Genomic DNA, 15,425 nt, shown 5'->3' with positions numbered 1-15,425 from the left:
GGCGTAGCCCGGGTTCAAGGTCGCTGACCGACGCGCATTTCCAGTTGGCCGATGCCGTCGATCCCGGCGTTGATGATGTCGCCGGGTTGCAGCACATCGACGCCTGCCGGGCTGCCGGTCATGATCAGGTCACCGGCCCGCAGCGCCACCGACTGCGAGATGCGGCTGATGATTTCACTGACCGACCAGATCTGGCTGTCGAGGCTGTCGCGCTGGCGCTCTTCGCCGTTGACGTTCAGCCACAAATCGCCGTCCGGGTGTCCGGCGCGAGTGACTGGCACGATGGCGGTCATCGGCGCGGCGCCGTCGAACACCTTGGCACCTTCCCACGGCAAGCCATTGCTCTTGGCCGCGCGCTGGACATCACGACGAGTCAGGTCAAGCCCGGCGGCGTAGCCCCAGACATAGGCCAGCGCCTGACTCTGCGGAATATTGGCGCCACCTTCACCAATGGCGACGACCAATTCGATTTCGTGGGCAAACTCTTCGGTCAGCGGCGGGAACGCCACTTCACCCAACGCATCCACCACGTTGCTCGCCGGCTTCATGAAAAACACGGGCGGCTGGCGGGACTGGCCCTGGGTGTCTGGCCAAGGGTAGTTGCGGCCGACGCAAAATACCCGGCCAACGGGGAAACGCTGCTGGCTGCCGGCAACTGGCAAGGTCACGGGTAAATCCGGAGTGAAAACGTATTCGGTCATAGTCATTTTTGTCGTGGTCCTGTTGGAAGCATCAGCCTACGGCGGCTTCGTTTTGCGAAGTTGGACGAAAGCCGCCTCGTGTTGGAGAAAAACGCTTTTCTGCGCACATGTTTTCCGGGCTCAGCGTGCCTTGAGCTCGATGCGATACAAGCGACCGAGCAACAACGAATAGGACAGGGTGCCAATCAGCGCCACGCCGCCAATGAACCAGAAGGCGTAGGCAAACGAGCCCGTCGCGTGGACGATGGCGCCAATCACGATCGGGGTGACGATCCCGCCGATGTTGGCGGCGAGGCTGGTGATCCCGCCGGTCAGGCCGATCAGCTCCTTGGGCGCGACTTCCGATACGGCTGCCCACGACGACGAAGCGATTCCCTGGGCGAAGAAGGCAATGGTCAGCACGGCAATGCAGATCACGTTCGAGTCGGTGAAATTCACCAGCACAATCGACATGCCCAGCATCGATCCGACCACCAAGGGCAACTTGCGAGCGAAGGACATCGAATAGCCGCGGCGGATCAGCAAGTCGGAGACGATGCCGGCCAGCAGAATGCCGACGGTTGCGCCCACGAACGGCAGCACCGCGAAGATCCCGGCCTTGATCATGGTCAGCTTGCGTTCTTCGATCAGGTACGTCGGGAACCAGGTCAGGAAAAAGTACAACGCCGAGGTACTGGCGAACTTGCCGATGCAAATCGCCCAGATCTGCCGATAGCTGAACAGCTCGGCGATCTGCCGCCAGTTGAACCTGGTGCGTTCCTGACTGCTCTTGACCAGTCCGCCCCCGGCTTCGATGTACTTCAGTTCTTCCTGGCTGACGTTCTTGCAGCTCAGCGGATCGCGGTACAGGTACAGCCAGATCACACCGAATACAATCCCGAGAATCCCGGTGCTGTAGAACACATGGCGCCAGTCATAGGTCGTCGCCAGCCATAACAGCACGCCGGTAAACAGCGCGGTGCCCAGATACTGGCCGCACACGTAGATGCTGCTGGCCATGCCCCGTTCGCGGGCCGGGAACCACACCGTGACCGCGCGGCTGTTGGCGGGAAATGCCGGAGCTTCCATGGCACCCACGGCCAGGCGCAGCCCGAACAGCGAAGCGAATCCCGTGGCAAAGCCCTGGCACACGGTGACCGTCGACCAACTGATCAGCGACACCCCGTAGGTGAACCGGGAACCGAAGCGATCGGCGATGAACCCGGCGGGGACCAAGGCGAGTGCGTAGGTCCAGGCAAACGCGGAAAAAATCAGGCCCATTTCGATCTTGTCCAGGCCCAGATCCTTGGCCATGAACGGTGCGGCAATCGAGATGTTCACGCGGTCGATGTAGTTGATGATGGTCGCAATCAGCAGCAACGACAGCATGAACCAGCGCCGGCGCGTTGGCAGGCGCTGAGGCAGTGCGGCGTCCCGGGCGCCGACGCTCACCGACGGCGCGGTGGACGGGGAGGTTTGCGAATTCGACATGAGTAGACCTTTTTATTGTTAGCAGAATCGAGATGTTTGCGCGCAGCCGAAGCCGTTGCCTCCAGTGCCGGGGCAGAGCAATCGCTACGTGAACGAGAGACGCGGACAGCCGCTGTCAGGCGCTCAGATACGCCTTCGGTCAGAGGCGTTCGGGGGAGGGGTCGCGAGGGGAAAAAGCGGATTCATGGGGGCGCACCTTTTGATTGTTTTTGGACGGGTCGGGCTGCATTGGCTGTCACAGTGGTCGTACAACCTCTCAAAATCAACGGAGGCGTTAGATCGTTTTTTCTCCTTAAAAAGGCGATTCATGCAGGTGTCCAAGAAAAAACAAATCAGCTCATTTCCACCGTTCTGCCTCATCTGTTTAATAACTCTATGTTTTTAAATGATTTATTATTTTTGTGTGCGCGTAGTTTTTTGGACAGACGACACATCACACATGGATACAATTAACTCTCTGTATGTTGTTGTCATCCTATGACGTGTTGAAGCCAACGGTGTCTGCCTTCACAATCATCGCGGTCGCCGCCTGCGTCGCGGCGCGACGACAACCTATCCATGTACCTGTCGAGGATCCTCAGGAAATGTCGTCTCCGAGCCGAGTACCCACCTACGTCATGCAGCAACGCAGCGAATTGACGGACTTCTACATTCGCGACAAAAAGGGCCGGCACGCCGAAACCAGCCCGCATCGCCATGAGTATTTCCAGATCCAGGTCAACCTCGGTGGCGATACCGTGCAGCACATCGGCAGCGTCGAACGTCCGTTTCCGCGCAATACACTCGCCTTCATCCTGCCGCATCGCGTGCACGTGATTCCGCATCCGGCCGACAGCAATTTCATGGTGATCAATTTTTCCCAGACCTTCCTGCTGCCGCACTTGCAGTGCGACCCGATGGACCTCGAGGAAGTCTCGATTCTGCTGGCGCCGGAGTTGTCGCCGTTCCGCTTTCAGGAGCATCTGGATTTCATTCTGGCCGATGAGGATTTCAGCAAAGTCTGTGGCTTGATCGAGCAGATGCGCGTGCTCGATGAAAACCGTCACTTCGGCACCCGCGAGATCCTCAAGGGCCTGCTGCTGCAATTGGTGGGGAGCGTCTGTGCCCTGTATGCCGAGCCGCTCAAACGGCTGGCCGAAGAGAATGCCGCCGAAGTCAGCCGACGCGACGCACTGAGCCGAATGTCCGAGTATTTGCGCAAGAACATCGCTGACCCCGACCTCAACCTGATCAAGGTTGCTGCCGCGACCTACCTGTCACCGACGTACCTGACGCACTGGTTGCGCAAGGAAATCGGCAAGACCTTCACCGAACTGGTGCTCGAACGCCGGATGCACGCGGCGCGCAATTATCTGCTCAATGGCACGCGGCCGGTGGGGGAGGTGGCGAGGTTGTGCGGTTTCGCTGACGAGGCTTATTTTTCGCGACGCTTCCGCCAGATCCACGGCCAGCCTCCAGGGCAATTCAGGCGTCAGCAACTCAATCCTGATACGCCGCAATCGCCGTCCAGCACGTGACTGTTCAACGCTCGCATTGAAGCGCTAACTCGACGGCGCTCAGCAAGGCATCGCCGCTGAACGGTTTACGCAAGCATTCGATGGGCTCATAGCGGTTGGATTCAGCCAGTGTCGCTTCATCCCAATGTGCCGACATGCAAATCACCGGGAGTTTTCTGTCCTTGAGCGTCAGTGCGTGCATGACGTCTATCCCTGACCAGCGCACTGCGCACATTGCCTCCAGCCTCACCCGAACTGCGCTGCTCGACCCAAAGGGCAAGCGCCATGATCGCGGCTTCGAGGGCTAGCTGGTTCTGATTGATCTTGAAGAGTAGGGAAGGGAGCAGGTCTGCATTCGACATCGTGATTGCTCCGTGGAGAGGTCAGCGTTGTTGGTGCCGATGCCGAATACACCCAGTTGCCGAGATGTCACTGACCCCGTCTGATTCCTCACAAACCGTTGCCTGTGCCGGATTTGTGCTGATTTTGAGGTGGGTCGGTCTTGCGTCGGCACGTGGTTCAATTCGGCATCGGCGTCAACAAGGGAGTTTATTTCCACCAATACTCGATCTGAACCCCTACGTTGGAGCCTTGCAGGTCTGTACCAAACGCACCGGTATCAGACAGAGCCGATCCCGGAGATTGCAAGCTGGCGGCGCGTTGCGCAGCCTTGTTCCAGGTAGCGTAGGTGTAATACAGACGAAATTCCGGCCTGTCCCAGAATCCCGGGCCGTTCGGTGACCAAGTCGGCGCGATGGTGTACTTAGTGAGTTTTCGGGTACCGTCTGCGGCTTCAACCTGGTCGCGCCCAACCTCGGTGATCAGCTTGAACTGATCCGTGAACGCATAAATTGGCCGAACACCAATGGATAACCAGTTCTGATCATCACCTCCAGGGCGCGTGTCTTTTTGATAGACCAGTTCAACTTGACCACTGAAAGCATGAGTCAATTGCCAATCGAAAAACTCCACGAGCCGCCAGCTCTTGTTGCTCTCATCCAGCGTGGTATCACCGGTATACCCCAATGCGGTGCCCGGCCCTCGGCCGTATTGAACAGCGAACTTGTTGACTCCGCCCAGAAACGCGACCTGCTTGTGCTGGGCAACCACCGACCAGCCCTGATGAGCATCCTCACGGCTCGGCTTGTCCAGATAACTGACGCCCAGCTGAACCTCGCCACCGGGATTTGTGTTGAATCCGCTGACGGTCACATCATGTCGGGTAACAAAATCCTTTTGGAAGACGTTGTCCTTGCGTGAGAACACGTAGCTGTATTTCAGATCTCCCAAGGCGACCTGGTCGAGCCCAAAGCCCGTTGAGCTTTGGTTCCAGTAGAAGTAGTCGGAAATATTGATGTCGTTTCGATTGTAGTAACGACGGCCCGCCCAGAAAGAACCGCCATTCAATGCCGGCATCTTGCTCCACTCTGCGTAGAGCTGGCTCATCCGCGTATAGCCGTGCTCTCCGTCAAATTTTGGTTCATGGCCATACTCGTTGTAAAACTGTGCCATGCCTTCAACGCTAAGCATCGAGCCGTCGTCCAGTGAAAGCAGATCCTGGCGCAAATCCAGCTCCATGTACTGCTCACATTCGTTGCCAAGGCGATATTTGGACTGCGCGCCCGGTAGCTGAAAACACGACTGTTTCCCTCCTTGAGTAGAATCCCCCACTCCGGTTCTGAAATAACCACTGAAGTCTGTTGAATACGCGTCAACAGGCAGAAAGCCGACAGCAAAGGACACACCCAGAACTGCACTGAGAGTTTTAACGTTCATTCATAACACCTTTTGTTTTTTATATTTATTGGACAAGGTCGATAACGCGAGTCAGCACGCTTTGTAACCAGGTACGCAGCTAGCTCCACGCACAAGTTCCCGAATGGGAAATAGGTTAAATCGAATGGAAAGCGCACCGTATTACCTGAGCCAAAGCATGAGAAGAACCCAGGCAGTGCCAGTGCGGAGTGACTACGGTAAGCAAGCGATTACTTAACCAATGAGTTAGTTGATCGTCGTAAGTTTTACCCTTTGGAATGTATTTTCAGGTCGCGAACCTGGAAGCCCAAACTTCCTTAATCACGGTGCAGGGCCGATCGATCACCCTGTAGCCTCAGAAGTACAACAGGAGTGAATACATGCGCGGAGGCACGACTACATGGCATTCGTTTTCTCCAAGACTGGAAGGCATTAGTCCCACCCAATCTTATGAGGCTCTAACCACGATGACGTCCCCGGAAGAAATCTATAAGGCCCTGCGTCGAGGAATCATCTGCCGGTTCCGCGTCATAGCGAGTCAGAAGGTTGTAGACGCTGTTGCCTAGCTCCTTGCCCAACTCCACGCCCCATTGATCAAACGAATTGACTCCCCAAATTACACCCTGAACAAAGACCTTGTGTTCATAAAGGGCGATCAACGCACCAAGGCTATGTGGATTGATGATCTCAAGAGCAACTGTATTGCTTGGCCGGTTGCCGGGAATCACCTTATGCGGCGCCAGTCGTTCAATCTCACTGGACGAAAGGCCTTTGGCTTTTAGCTCTGCCTCAGCTTCAGCGCGGGTTTTGCCTCGCATCAGCGCTTGGCTTTGAGACAAGCAATTGGCGTACAGCCATTCCTGATGATCAGCCACTGGGTTGTGGCTGACCACAGGCACAATGAAGTCGGCTGGAATTAGAGGCGTCCCTTGATGCAACAACTGGTGGTAAGCGTGCTGCCCGTTACATCCCACGCCACCCCAGATTACCGGGCCAGTGGTGTAGGAAACTGACGTGCCGTCATGACGAACACTTTTGCCATTGGACTCCATGTCCATCTGCTGCAGATGTTTCACGAAGTTGCGCAGGTTATGGTCATAGGGCAAGAACGCATAGCTTTGCGCACCCCAAAAGTTGTGATACCAAACGCCGAGTACTGCTAAAAGAACGGGAAGGTTCTGTTCCAATGGTTCATTCAGGAAATGTTGATCCATAGCGTACGCGCCGGACAGCAGTTCCTTAAAGTTAGCGATGCCAATGGCCAGAGCAATCGGCAGGCCAATTGCCGACCATAGTGAGTAACGGCCACCGACCCAGTCCCACATAGGAAAAATGTTTGCTTCACGGATGCCGAAATCCAGCGCAGCTTGACGATTACTTGTCACAGCAATGAAGTGGCGATACAGCTTCTCTTCCGTCCCGCCCTTGGCCAGATACCAGCTTCGACAAGCTTGCGCGTTCTTCAGCGTTTCAAGAGTACCGAAGGTTTTGCTTGAGATAATGAACAGCGTTGTTTCTACGTTCAGATCGGCTGTAACCTCTCGGAATTCATTGCCGTCGATGTTAGCCAGGTAATGGCACCGCACCCCATGCCGAGCGAAGGGCGCGAGTGCTTCAGAGACAAGCTCAGGGCCCAGAAATGAGCCACCAATACCAATGTTTACGACATCAGTGATGACCTTATCGTTGTAACCACGCCAAAGATGGCTATGGATACGACTCACAACGTCAGTCATCTGCGCCAGAGCACCATGCACATCGCGCATCAAGTTGCGGCCATCGACCATCAAAGGTTCCCCCACTGGTCGCCGCAGCGCGGTATGCAGCACAGGACGCCCCTCGGAACAGTTGATTTTTTCTCCACTGAACATGGCATGCGCTGCCTGCTCCACGCCAGCCTCGCGAGCAAGGTTTACCAGCAATGAGCGCGTCTCGTGAGTGATCAGGTTTTTGGAGTAATCCAGAAACAGCCCGCAGCCCGCCAAGGAGAAGTCTTGAAAGCGTTTACTGTCATCTTGAAAGGCATCGCGCATACTAAAGTTTTTCATGCTCTCCCGATGGTCGAGCAGATTGCGCCATGCCGGCAATGCAGTCACATCATTCGTTTTGTTGTAGTTATTCATGCTCAGCCTCTCTTTGCCAATACGGCTTCAGCCGTCTCAATCAACGATTCAAATTTGGGAGTTTTGTAAATCTGCACACGCAGAGACGCCCCGACAGAAACAGGTTCTGCGGTTTGTTGTTACAATCGGCTATCGGACTCCGTTCCACGAGGTCAGCGATTTTTAATCGCGATCTAAATAGACGCCTATCTCTTTGGCGAAATTATTGAAAGCTCAAAAAAAACCGAAAGCCGGTCGCTTAAGTGAAAAAGCAAACATACATATGCGTGCACGACGAATTGAAACCAGGTGCTGGTCATTTAGTTTAAAAGTTATCCAGGCGGCGAGACGTGGACAAAAGTAAAATAATTCACGCCTGCAACCGCTAGATCCTCAGGATAAATCCCTGAGTACAGTCATTTGGGAACGCCGCCAGAATCTCGCTGGATTAAAGAGGGTTTCAATCGAATAGTCTGACGTCTCCCATCAGGTTGCTTGATACGCTTCAATAAAAGCTTCACAGCCTGGGCTCCGAGTTCCTCGAGAGGTTGCGCTATAACTGTCAGTCGGGGGCTGAAAGCATCTGCCCAGTCGAAGTCATCAAAGCCGACCAGTGCGATGTCCTTTGGCACCTCAAGCCTGGCTTCACGAAGGGCCTGCATTGCACCAATGGTCATCAAGTTGTTAGCGGTCATTATTGCGGTAGGCGGGTGCTCTAGCGCCAGTAGACGGCGAGTCGCCTCCATTGCCGGCGCAATCTCCGATTCACCACAGCAAACTAATCGATCTTCGTACTGAATGCCTGCGTCAACCAAGGCTGCACGGTAACCGTCAATTCGCTCATGAGAAGAAGACTGGGTCAATCGTCCGGATACCATCCCGATACGCCGATGTCCAAGTTTAATCAAGTGTGCAATCAACTCCTGAGATGATTGCTGATTCTCTACCCCCACCTGATCGAAAGACGTCGACAGAAGTCGATCGATGAGAACCGTGGGTATCTTGTTGGCCTTTAAGTAATTAAATACTCTACTTTCTGGGTCATACTCCGAGGCCAGTACAATGCCGTCAACACGTCTCTCATGCAGTGCTTTGACCGCTTTAAGCTCTTGTTCAGGATCTTTTTGCGTATTGACCAGAATCATCATCAAGCCGCTTTTCGCACATGCCGCTTCGATGGCACGTACTGTCTCACTGAAGTAATAGTTCGACAGCGTAGCAATCGCCACCCCTATAGCACCTGAAGAGGAGCGAGCCAGAGATCGAGCGAGCGAGTTTCGAATATAGCCTACGGACTCTACAGCCTGATTCACGCTACGGACGGTGTCAGGATGTACTTTGCGAGTGCCGTTGAGTACGTGGGATACCGTAGACATTGATACGTTCGCGGCTCGCGCTACATCACTCATCTTTGCGCCCACTGTGCACCACTCCTTTCTCACGTGATTTCATGGATAGCGCTGAACTCATGCCCAGCGGTAAGCCATTGTAAAGCTCACGGCGAGAAAATGTGTCGCTGGCTCCAGGAATTGATGCCGGGACGGGCCCGCAATTTCGAGAGAAACCCAGCGAGGTGCGCTGTGCACCTGAAGTGGGTGAGGCGAGATGGTGGAATCCGCTATGCAGCATAGCCGGGCACTCCTTTTTATTATTGTCGCGATCACCTGGCGAACCGTTAATGGCACGCAGGGACGCTGTTGAAAAAAGCATAGCCGAGACGAAAACGCTTGCGCAAGCGCTTTCCTAACATTTTCACCTTTCCTTCGAGCGCAAAGGAAAGCGCTTGCGCAAGCGCTTTCCTTTGGACTATGTTTCTCGAACAAGAACACCGATGAGAGGTTTCAACTGCTTCTCAAATCGGTAGATAAGGAGTTAACCGCTATGCTGAGCACTGGATCTGAAAGTCCACCTCTTGCCCTATTGGAAATGCGCTCCATCTCGAAGTCATTCAATGGGGTACGCGTCCTGCATGACATCGATCTCAATATTTTCCCTGGACAAATCCACGCGTTAATGGGCGAAAACGGCGCCGGAAAATCCACGCTGATGAAAATCCTGTCGGGAGCCTATATAGCCGACAGTGGCACTATCCGAATCGATGGATGTGATATTCGAAACTATGGCCTGAACGATGCGAAGCGCCATGGCATTTCAGTTATCTATCAAGAGCTCAGCTTGTGCGCGAATATGAGCGTGGTCGAGAACATCTACCTGGGTAGGGAAATTCGTCGATGTGGAGTTGTAAACCACAAAGCAATGACCGAAGGCGCGCAGGTTGTACTAAAGCGACTTGGCGTCACATTTGATCCGCACGCGCTGGTCGGTACATTGTCGATCGCCGACCAACAACTTGTTGAAATCGCCCGTGCAATTCATGCCGATACGCGAATCCTGGTGATGGATGAGCCTACAACGCCGCTGTCTTCAAAAGAGACTGAAAGTCTATTTGCGTTGATTCGCCAGTTACGTGATGACGGTGTCGCAATCATCTATATCAGCCATCGAATGGCTGAGATATACGCATTGTCCGATTTCGTTTCGGTGCTCCGGGACGGTCGTTACGTGGGTTCGCTGGACCGTGGCACGTTATCGGCTGAAACCCTGGTCCGGATGATGGTGGGTCGCGATGTTTCCGGTTTCTATGCCCATGAGCGTGCTACGTGTTCTTACGAGCAACCGGTACTACGTGTCCGCCACCTTACTGATGGTTTAAAAATTCGAGATTGCAGTTTCGATCTGTATGCCGGCGAAATTCTCGGGATTGCAGGGCTGGTGGGCTCAGGGAGAACAGAACTTGCCCGATTAATTGCAGGTGTCGATGCATACTCGGGTGGACACATTGAACTGGACGGCGAAGTTGTAGCCATACGCTCCCCTCGCGATGCAGGCAATGCAGGTATCGCCTATCTGACAGAAGACCGTAAAGCCTTGGGCCTCTTTCTCGATATGAGTGTCCACGACAATATCAATGTTTGTGTATTGGGAAATGATGCTTCATTGACGGGTTTTGTGGACCGGACGGCTGGAACCGGACGCACCGAACAAGCCATTCAGGCACTCAATATCAAAGCATCTCCAGACATCAATGTCGGCGCGCTGTCTGGAGGCAACCAACAAAAGGTTTTGCTGGCTCGTCTGCTTGAGATGAAGCCCAAAGTGCTGTTCCTGGACGAACCCACCTCGGGTGTCGATATTGGAGCCAAAACAGAGATATATAAAATAATCAATGCATTGGCCGCCTCCGGCGTGTGTGTAGTGATGATTTCAAGTGAACTGCCAGAGATTGTTGGAATCGCTGACCGTGTATTGGTCATGTGTGAAGGGAAACTTGTCGCCGAACTCGGTGGCCGCAGCGGTGTTGATATTACACCCGAAACCATTATCGCGTTTGCCACAGGCAGCGACAGCTTGACTCTAGCCAACGGAGACTTAGTTCAATGACTTCCCCACTGCAACGCAAAGTGGCAAGTGACTTCATCACACCCAATGCGCGGAACATTGCCGGACCTGGCGCACAGGAAAAAATGCGCCAACTGATGAGGGTAGCGGGCATGCTCCCCGTATTGTTGCTCCTGTGTGTGGGCTTCAGCCTGATGAGCGACAGCTTTTTCTCGGCGCAGAACTTCTCGATCATCAGCCAACAAGCCTCTATCAATGTGGTATTGGCATCCGGCCTGACTTTCGTGATTTTGACCGGGGGCATCGACCTTTCAGTGGGTTCGATCCTGGCTGTTTCCGCGGTAGTGGCGCTGTTGGTATCGCAAGTTCCCGGATTGTCCTCTCTGGCCATCCCTGCGGGGCTTGGAATCGGCCTGTTGCTCGGGCTCGTCAATGGCGTATTGGTCGCTTTTGGCAAGCTGCCTGCGTTTATAGTCACACTGGGCGGATTGACGGCGATGCGTGGGATCGCACGCCTCATCGGCGAAGACAAAACGGTGTTCAACCCCGACTTGTCATTTGCCTTCATTGGAAACGATACGTTGTTCGGGGTGCCATGGCTGGTTGTCATCGCGCTGGTAGTGGTGACTCTTTCGTGGCTCATTCTTCGTCGGACGGTTTTAGGCGTACAGATTTACGCAGTGGGTGGCAATCCTGAGGCCGCGCGGTTATCGGGAATCAAGGTCTGGAAAGTCCTGCTCTTCGTTTACGCCATATCCGGTTTGCTGGCAGGTGTGGGGGCCATCATGACTTCCGCTCGTTTGATGGCGGCCAACGGTCTGCAAATGGGCCAGTCCTATGAACTCGACGCTATCGCCGCCGTCATCCTGGGTGGCACACGTTTCACCGGCGGCGTCGGCACCATCGTCGGTACGCTGATTGGCGCCCTGATCATCGCGACACTTTCCAACGGTCTGATATTGCTGGGCGTTTCGGATATCTGGCAATACATCATCAAGGGCGTCGTCATCATCGGGGCGGTAGCACTCGATCGTTTTCGGCAGACCGGCGCACGAACCTGAACTCTATAAAACGCCTCTAATACTCCAACAATAAGAGACTGTGCTCATGAAAAAAACAATATTGGCCGCTGCTTGTGCACTCCTGGCATTTAATACCGCTCAAGCGCAAGAATTGAAATCCGTCGGGATAACCGTTGGCTCGCTGGGAAATCCGTATTTCGTAGCGATGGTAAATGGCGCCAAAGCGCAGGCATTGCAGATCAACCCCGCCGCAAAATTCACCTCAGTTTCGGCCGACTACGATCTAAACAAGCAGTTCACCCAGATCGATAACTTCATTTCGGCGGGCGTAAACCTGATTCTTGTCAATGCCGTCGACCCTGTAGCGATTGCACCTGCGATTGCCAAAGCCAGAAAGGCCGGCATAGTGGTTGTGGGGGTTGATGTCATGGTGCAGGGTGCCAACGCCACGGTACAGACAGATAACGTTGAAGCCGGCAAGATAGTCTGTCAGTACATTGCCGAGCAGCTTGGTGGCAAGGGTAACGTTATTATCCAGAATGGTACGCAGACTTCAGCAGTCCTGGATCGTGTCAATGGGTGTAAGAGTGTTTTCGCACAGGCACCTGACATTAAGGTACTGTCCGATAATCAGGATGCCAAAGGCTCGCGAGAAGGTGGCTACAGCGTGATGCAAGGCGACCTGACTCGCTTTGCAAAAATCGACGCGGTGTTCGCTATCAATGATCCCCAAGCCATAGGTGCAGACCTGGCAGCAAAACAACTCAAGCGTAAAGGCATCATTATCGCATCGGTGGATGGGGCTCCCGATATAGAGACAGCACTCAAAAGCGATACACAGATCCAGGCTTCTGCCTCTCAGTCCCCTTGGGGCCAGGCACAACAGGCCGTAACGATGGGTAACGACCTGCTGAATGGCAAATCCCTGGAAAGCACAACGGTACTGCTTCAACCCTCACTTGTAACCCGAACTAATGTTATGGAGTACAAAGGCTGGCAAGCTGACCAATGACTCATAGGCGGCTTAGTCGGGTGGCATAGGGGTATCCAGCCACATCTGGAATGCGGGTAATGGCTGCTGCGAGGTACTCGCAGTAGCCGAACAGTCATTGGCCTCTTAGAGGTTTGCTGATCCTGTTGTCATTATGTATCCATGAGTATTGTTCAAGCTTCACGTATCTCGGTATGGGGGGCTGAGCAACGCTTGCTGACGAGAAACCTGGCATGTTTTCCAACGCAAACACAATAGTAAGCATAGAGCTACTTGACTACGTCACGTCTCTGTCTGGTAATCGAATTGTCGTTGCGCTAGCGGGGCCGCCTGGTGCAGGTAAGTCCACCGTCTCTGAGGCCTTGGTAGAGGCCCTTAATAGTATTACGCCGGGCAGTGCAGCGGTCATTCCCGGGGATGGCTTTCACTATGATGACGCGGTTCTTGGATCCTTGAACCTTTTAGACCGCAAGGGTTCCCCCGATACATTCGATGTGGGTGGCTTCAGGAGTCTGCTGCTGCGGCTTCGTGCGAACAACGAACCAACGGTTGCCGTTCCAGTATTCGATCGTAACCTGGAGATATCCCGTGCCGCAGGACGATTGGTTTCCTCTGATGTGAAATATCTCATCGTAGAAGGAAACTACCTTCTATTGAATCTTGCCCCATGGTCGTCCTTAAGGGACTGTTTTGATACCACCATTATGCTGCAGGTTGACCGTAAAACCCTGGAGACGCGACTGCTTGATCGATGGCGATCCTTCGGGTTCGATGAGTCTGCTTCCTATGAAAAAGTTCGTTGCAACGACCTTCCGAATGCCGAATTTGTGATTTCGGCCAGCAGTAGAGCTGACTTCACGATCACAGATGAAGAACCCACTTCTTCTCCTTGAGCGAGAGTGTTGCAGCCAGCGTGGCTGCCTATCAACAGGCCTATTAGCGCTATCAACAACCTGTAGCGAACTTTTAAAGAGCAACCGACTATGTATCTGGTATGTGGCGAAGCGCTGTTCGATTTTTTTAGTGAAAACGACCCCGGAGCTCAAGCTTCAAAAATAAACTACAAGGCCATTGCCGGCGGTTCACCGTTCAACGTCGCCGTCGGGCTGCGGCGCCTGGGTATCGACGTGGCGCTGTTTGCCGGGTTGTCCACCGACTACCTGGGCCGGCGTTTACAGCAAGTATTGCAGGAGGAGGGCGTGCGCCTGGACTACCTTCAGGATTTCGACGCACCGACCACTCTTGCCATGGTCGCCGTTGGTGCCGATGGCTCCCCGCATTACAGCTTTCGCGGTGAAGGCTGCGCTGATCGTCAGCTGTTGCCGGGGCATTTGCCTGAGTTGGGCGCTGAGGTGCGAGGGCTGCATATCGGCTCGTTCTCGTTGGTGGTGCAGCCGATTGCCGATACCCTGCTGGCTCTGGTCTGCCGGGAAAGTGGCAAACGCCTGATCAGCCTTGACCCCAATGTGCGACTCAACCCAGAGCCGAATATCGAATTGTGGCGCGAACGTATCGGCGCTCTGGTCGAACATGCCGATCTGATCAAGGTCAGTGACGAAGACCTGAACCTGCTCTACCCCGAGCGTGATCCGCAGAGCGTGATCGAGGGCTGGCTGGAACACCGCTGCCAACTGGTATTCCTCACCCGTGGCGGTCAGGGAGCGACAGTTTTCAGCCGCCGCCATGGCACTTGGTCGGTGCCGGCCCGTGCCGTGGTGATGGTCGATACCGTGGGCGCCGGCGATACCTTCCAGGCGGCATTGATCGCTTGGCTGACCGAGCAGCAGCTGGATTCGGTAGAGGGCTTGCAACGCTTGGGCCGTGAACAGATCGACGCAATGCTCACCTTTGCCGTCAGCGCCGCTGCCCTGACCTGCGGTAAAACCGGGCCGGACTTACCTTTTCGGCATCAGTTGGATTGATATCTGGTCAGGATTGTTTCGTCGGCACTGCAGTCTACGTGGGTATGTCGGGCCGACGACGCTTCAAGCTTCCAGTCGCGCTGGCTCCTCTTGAGATAGATACGCCAACAATTGAGCCTCGATTGATCTACCCAGTGGAGTCACCGGGTTCAAATGCGAGCCTGCATTGAAGGTGTTTGAGAGGGCATGTGCGTAACGACTGGACTGTGACTCCAGGCTACCCCTGCTTGAAGAATGGAAAGCAGAACACGGCTTCGCGACCGTCGAGTCCTGGCTGACCCAGTGAATTTGGATTGAGTACAAAAGGGCCAGTGAAGGGCCCTTTTTTGGTTCTTCACGCAATCCCGGGGAACACCGATACCTGTAGAAGCTGCGGTGCGGCGATCCGACTTGCCAGCGATGGCAACTGACGGCCGACCATTTTCTTCCTGGTGTACATATTCATTGCTGCGGTAACGGCCACTTAGGGTTCCGCCCTGACGGCGGGTCACTTGGAAGAGCCTGTAGGAGCGAGCTTGCTCGCGATGGAGGTCAACGATGACGCGGGGAGCCTGACACCCCGCGGTG

At 54.5% G+C, this 15,425-nt stretch carries 13 protein-coding genes; 6 read left to right on the top strand and 7 right to left on the bottom strand.

Annotated features, from left to right (window positions below):
* Positions 1-14: 14 nt before the first annotated feature.
* A complete protein-coding gene (locus AC1DKH_RS27055; protein ID WP_477787473.1) occupies positions 15-707 on the bottom strand; it encodes a fumarylacetoacetate hydrolase family protein in 693 nt (230 codons plus the stop codon).
* Positions 708-821: 114 nt separating this feature from the next.
* Positions 822-2,171: an MFS transporter gene (locus AC1DKH_RS27050; RefSeq protein WP_477764333.1), complete on the bottom strand. Its 1,350-nt coding sequence runs from the start codon at positions 2,169-2,171 to the stop codon at positions 822-824.
* Positions 2,172-2,755: 584 nt separating this feature from the next.
* Between AC1DKH_RS27050 and AC1DKH_RS27045 the strand changes: the two genes are divergently transcribed.
* Positions 2,756-3,688 (top strand): helix-turn-helix transcriptional regulator, encoded by a 933-nt coding sequence (locus AC1DKH_RS27045; RefSeq protein WP_477799858.1) that lies wholly within the window; start codon positions 2,756-2,758, stop codon positions 3,686-3,688.
* A gap of 4 nt (positions 3,689-3,692) precedes the next feature.
* On the opposite strand, the gene AC1DKH_RS27040 is transcribed toward AC1DKH_RS27045, so the two are convergent.
* The 5 genes from AC1DKH_RS27040 to AC1DKH_RS27020 all read right to left on the bottom strand — a co-directional run bounded on the left by AC1DKH_RS27040 (position 3,693) and on the right by AC1DKH_RS27020 (position 8,945).
* Positions 3,693-3,869 (bottom strand): response regulator, encoded by a 177-nt coding sequence (locus AC1DKH_RS27040; protein WP_477799877.1) that lies wholly within the window; start codon positions 3,867-3,869, stop codon positions 3,693-3,695.
* A complete protein-coding gene (locus AC1DKH_RS27035; RefSeq protein WP_477799857.1) occupies positions 3,805-4,029 on the bottom strand; it encodes a hypothetical protein in 225 nt (74 codons plus the stop codon). Before AC1DKH_RS27035 ends, AC1DKH_RS27040 begins: the two co-directional genes overlap by 65 nt.
* Positions 4,030-4,216: 187 nt before the next feature.
* A complete protein-coding gene (locus AC1DKH_RS27030; protein WP_477799856.1) occupies positions 4,217-5,443 on the bottom strand; it encodes a carbohydrate porin in 1,227 nt (408 codons plus the stop codon).
* A gap of 437 nt (positions 5,444-5,880) precedes the next feature.
* Positions 5,881-7,545: a glucose-6-phosphate isomerase gene (gene pgi, locus AC1DKH_RS27025; protein WP_477755877.1), complete on the bottom strand. Its 1,665-nt coding sequence runs from the start codon at positions 7,543-7,545 to the stop codon at positions 5,881-5,883.
* A gap of 395 nt (positions 7,546-7,940) precedes the next feature.
* Complete coding sequence (locus AC1DKH_RS27020) at positions 7,941-8,945, bottom strand: LacI family DNA-binding transcriptional regulator (protein WP_477799855.1); 1,005 nt, start codon at positions 8,943-8,945, stop codon at positions 7,941-7,943.
* Between the two features lie 460 nt (positions 8,946-9,405).
* Between AC1DKH_RS27020 and AC1DKH_RS27015 the strand changes: the two genes are divergently transcribed.
* The 5 genes from AC1DKH_RS27015 to AC1DKH_RS26995 all read left to right on the top strand — a co-directional run bounded on the left by AC1DKH_RS27015 (position 9,406) and on the right by AC1DKH_RS26995 (position 14,858).
* Positions 9,406-10,965: a sugar ABC transporter ATP-binding protein gene (locus AC1DKH_RS27015; RefSeq protein ID WP_477799854.1), complete on the top strand. Its 1,560-nt coding sequence runs from the start codon at positions 9,406-9,408 to the stop codon at positions 10,963-10,965.
* Positions 10,962-11,984 carry an ABC transporter permease subunit gene (locus AC1DKH_RS27010; RefSeq protein WP_477760306.1) on the top strand — a complete coding sequence of 341 codons (1,023 nt, stop codon included), beginning with the start codon at positions 10,962-10,964 and terminating at the stop codon, positions 11,982-11,984. Before AC1DKH_RS27015 ends, AC1DKH_RS27010 begins: the two co-directional genes overlap by 4 nt.
* A gap of 46 nt (positions 11,985-12,030) precedes the next feature.
* Positions 12,031-12,957: an ABC transporter substrate-binding protein gene (locus AC1DKH_RS27005; protein WP_477755565.1), complete on the top strand. Its 927-nt coding sequence runs from the start codon at positions 12,031-12,033 to the stop codon at positions 12,955-12,957.
* Between the two features lie 212 nt (positions 12,958-13,169).
* The gene (locus tag AC1DKH_RS27000; protein WP_477799853.1) at positions 13,170-13,829 is read left to right on the top strand and encodes a nucleoside triphosphate hydrolase; all 660 of its coding nucleotides are present in this window, start codon (positions 13,170-13,172) and stop codon (positions 13,827-13,829) included.
* A gap of 90 nt (positions 13,830-13,919) precedes the next feature.
* Positions 13,920-14,858, top strand: a complete 939-nt coding sequence (locus AC1DKH_RS26995; protein WP_477799852.1) for a carbohydrate kinase family protein — start codon at positions 13,920-13,922, stop codon at positions 14,856-14,858.
* Positions 14,859-15,425: the final 567 nt, after the last annotated feature.

This window comes from Pseudomonas sp. 05L36, assembly GCF_056398125.1.
This window is presented reverse-complemented; position numbering and strand designations above follow the sequence as displayed.

Coding starts and splice junctions, on each gene's coding strand:
- AC1DKH_RS27035 (WP_477799857.1), bottom strand. CDS start 4,029: ATGTCGAATGCAGACCTGCTCCCTTCCCTACTCTTCAAGATCAATCAG.
- AC1DKH_RS27005 (WP_477755565.1), top strand. CDS start 12,031: ATGAAAAAAACAATATTGGCCGCTGCTTGTGCACTCCTGGCATTTAAT.
- AC1DKH_RS26995 (WP_477799852.1), top strand. CDS start 13,920: ATGTATCTGGTATGTGGCGAAGCGCTGTTCGATTTTTTTAGTGAAAAC.
- AC1DKH_RS27030 (WP_477799856.1), bottom strand. CDS start 5,443: ATGAACGTTAAAACTCTCAGTGCAGTTCTGGGTGTGTCCTTTGCTGTC.
- AC1DKH_RS27055 (WP_477787473.1), bottom strand. CDS start 707: ATGACTATGACCGAATACGTTTTCACTCCGGATTTACCCGTGACCTTG.
- AC1DKH_RS27040 (WP_477799877.1), bottom strand. CDS start 3,869: ATGCACGCACTGACGCTCAAGGACAGAAAACTCCCGGTGATTTGCATG.
- AC1DKH_RS27045 (WP_477799858.1), top strand. CDS start 2,756: ATGTCGTCTCCGAGCCGAGTACCCACCTACGTCATGCAGCAACGCAGC.
- AC1DKH_RS27015 (WP_477799854.1), top strand. CDS start 9,406: ATGCTGAGCACTGGATCTGAAAGTCCACCTCTTGCCCTATTGGAAATG.
- AC1DKH_RS27050 (WP_477764333.1), bottom strand. CDS start 2,171: ATGTCGAATTCGCAAACCTCCCCGTCCACCGCGCCGTCGGTGAGCGTC.
- AC1DKH_RS27000 (WP_477799853.1), top strand. CDS start 13,170: ATGTTTTCCAACGCAAACACAATAGTAAGCATAGAGCTACTTGACTAC.
- pgi (WP_477755877.1), bottom strand. CDS start 7,545: ATGAATAACTACAACAAAACGAATGATGTGACTGCATTGCCGGCATGG.
- AC1DKH_RS27010 (WP_477760306.1), top strand. CDS start 10,962: ATGACTTCCCCACTGCAACGCAAAGTGGCAAGTGACTTCATCACACCC.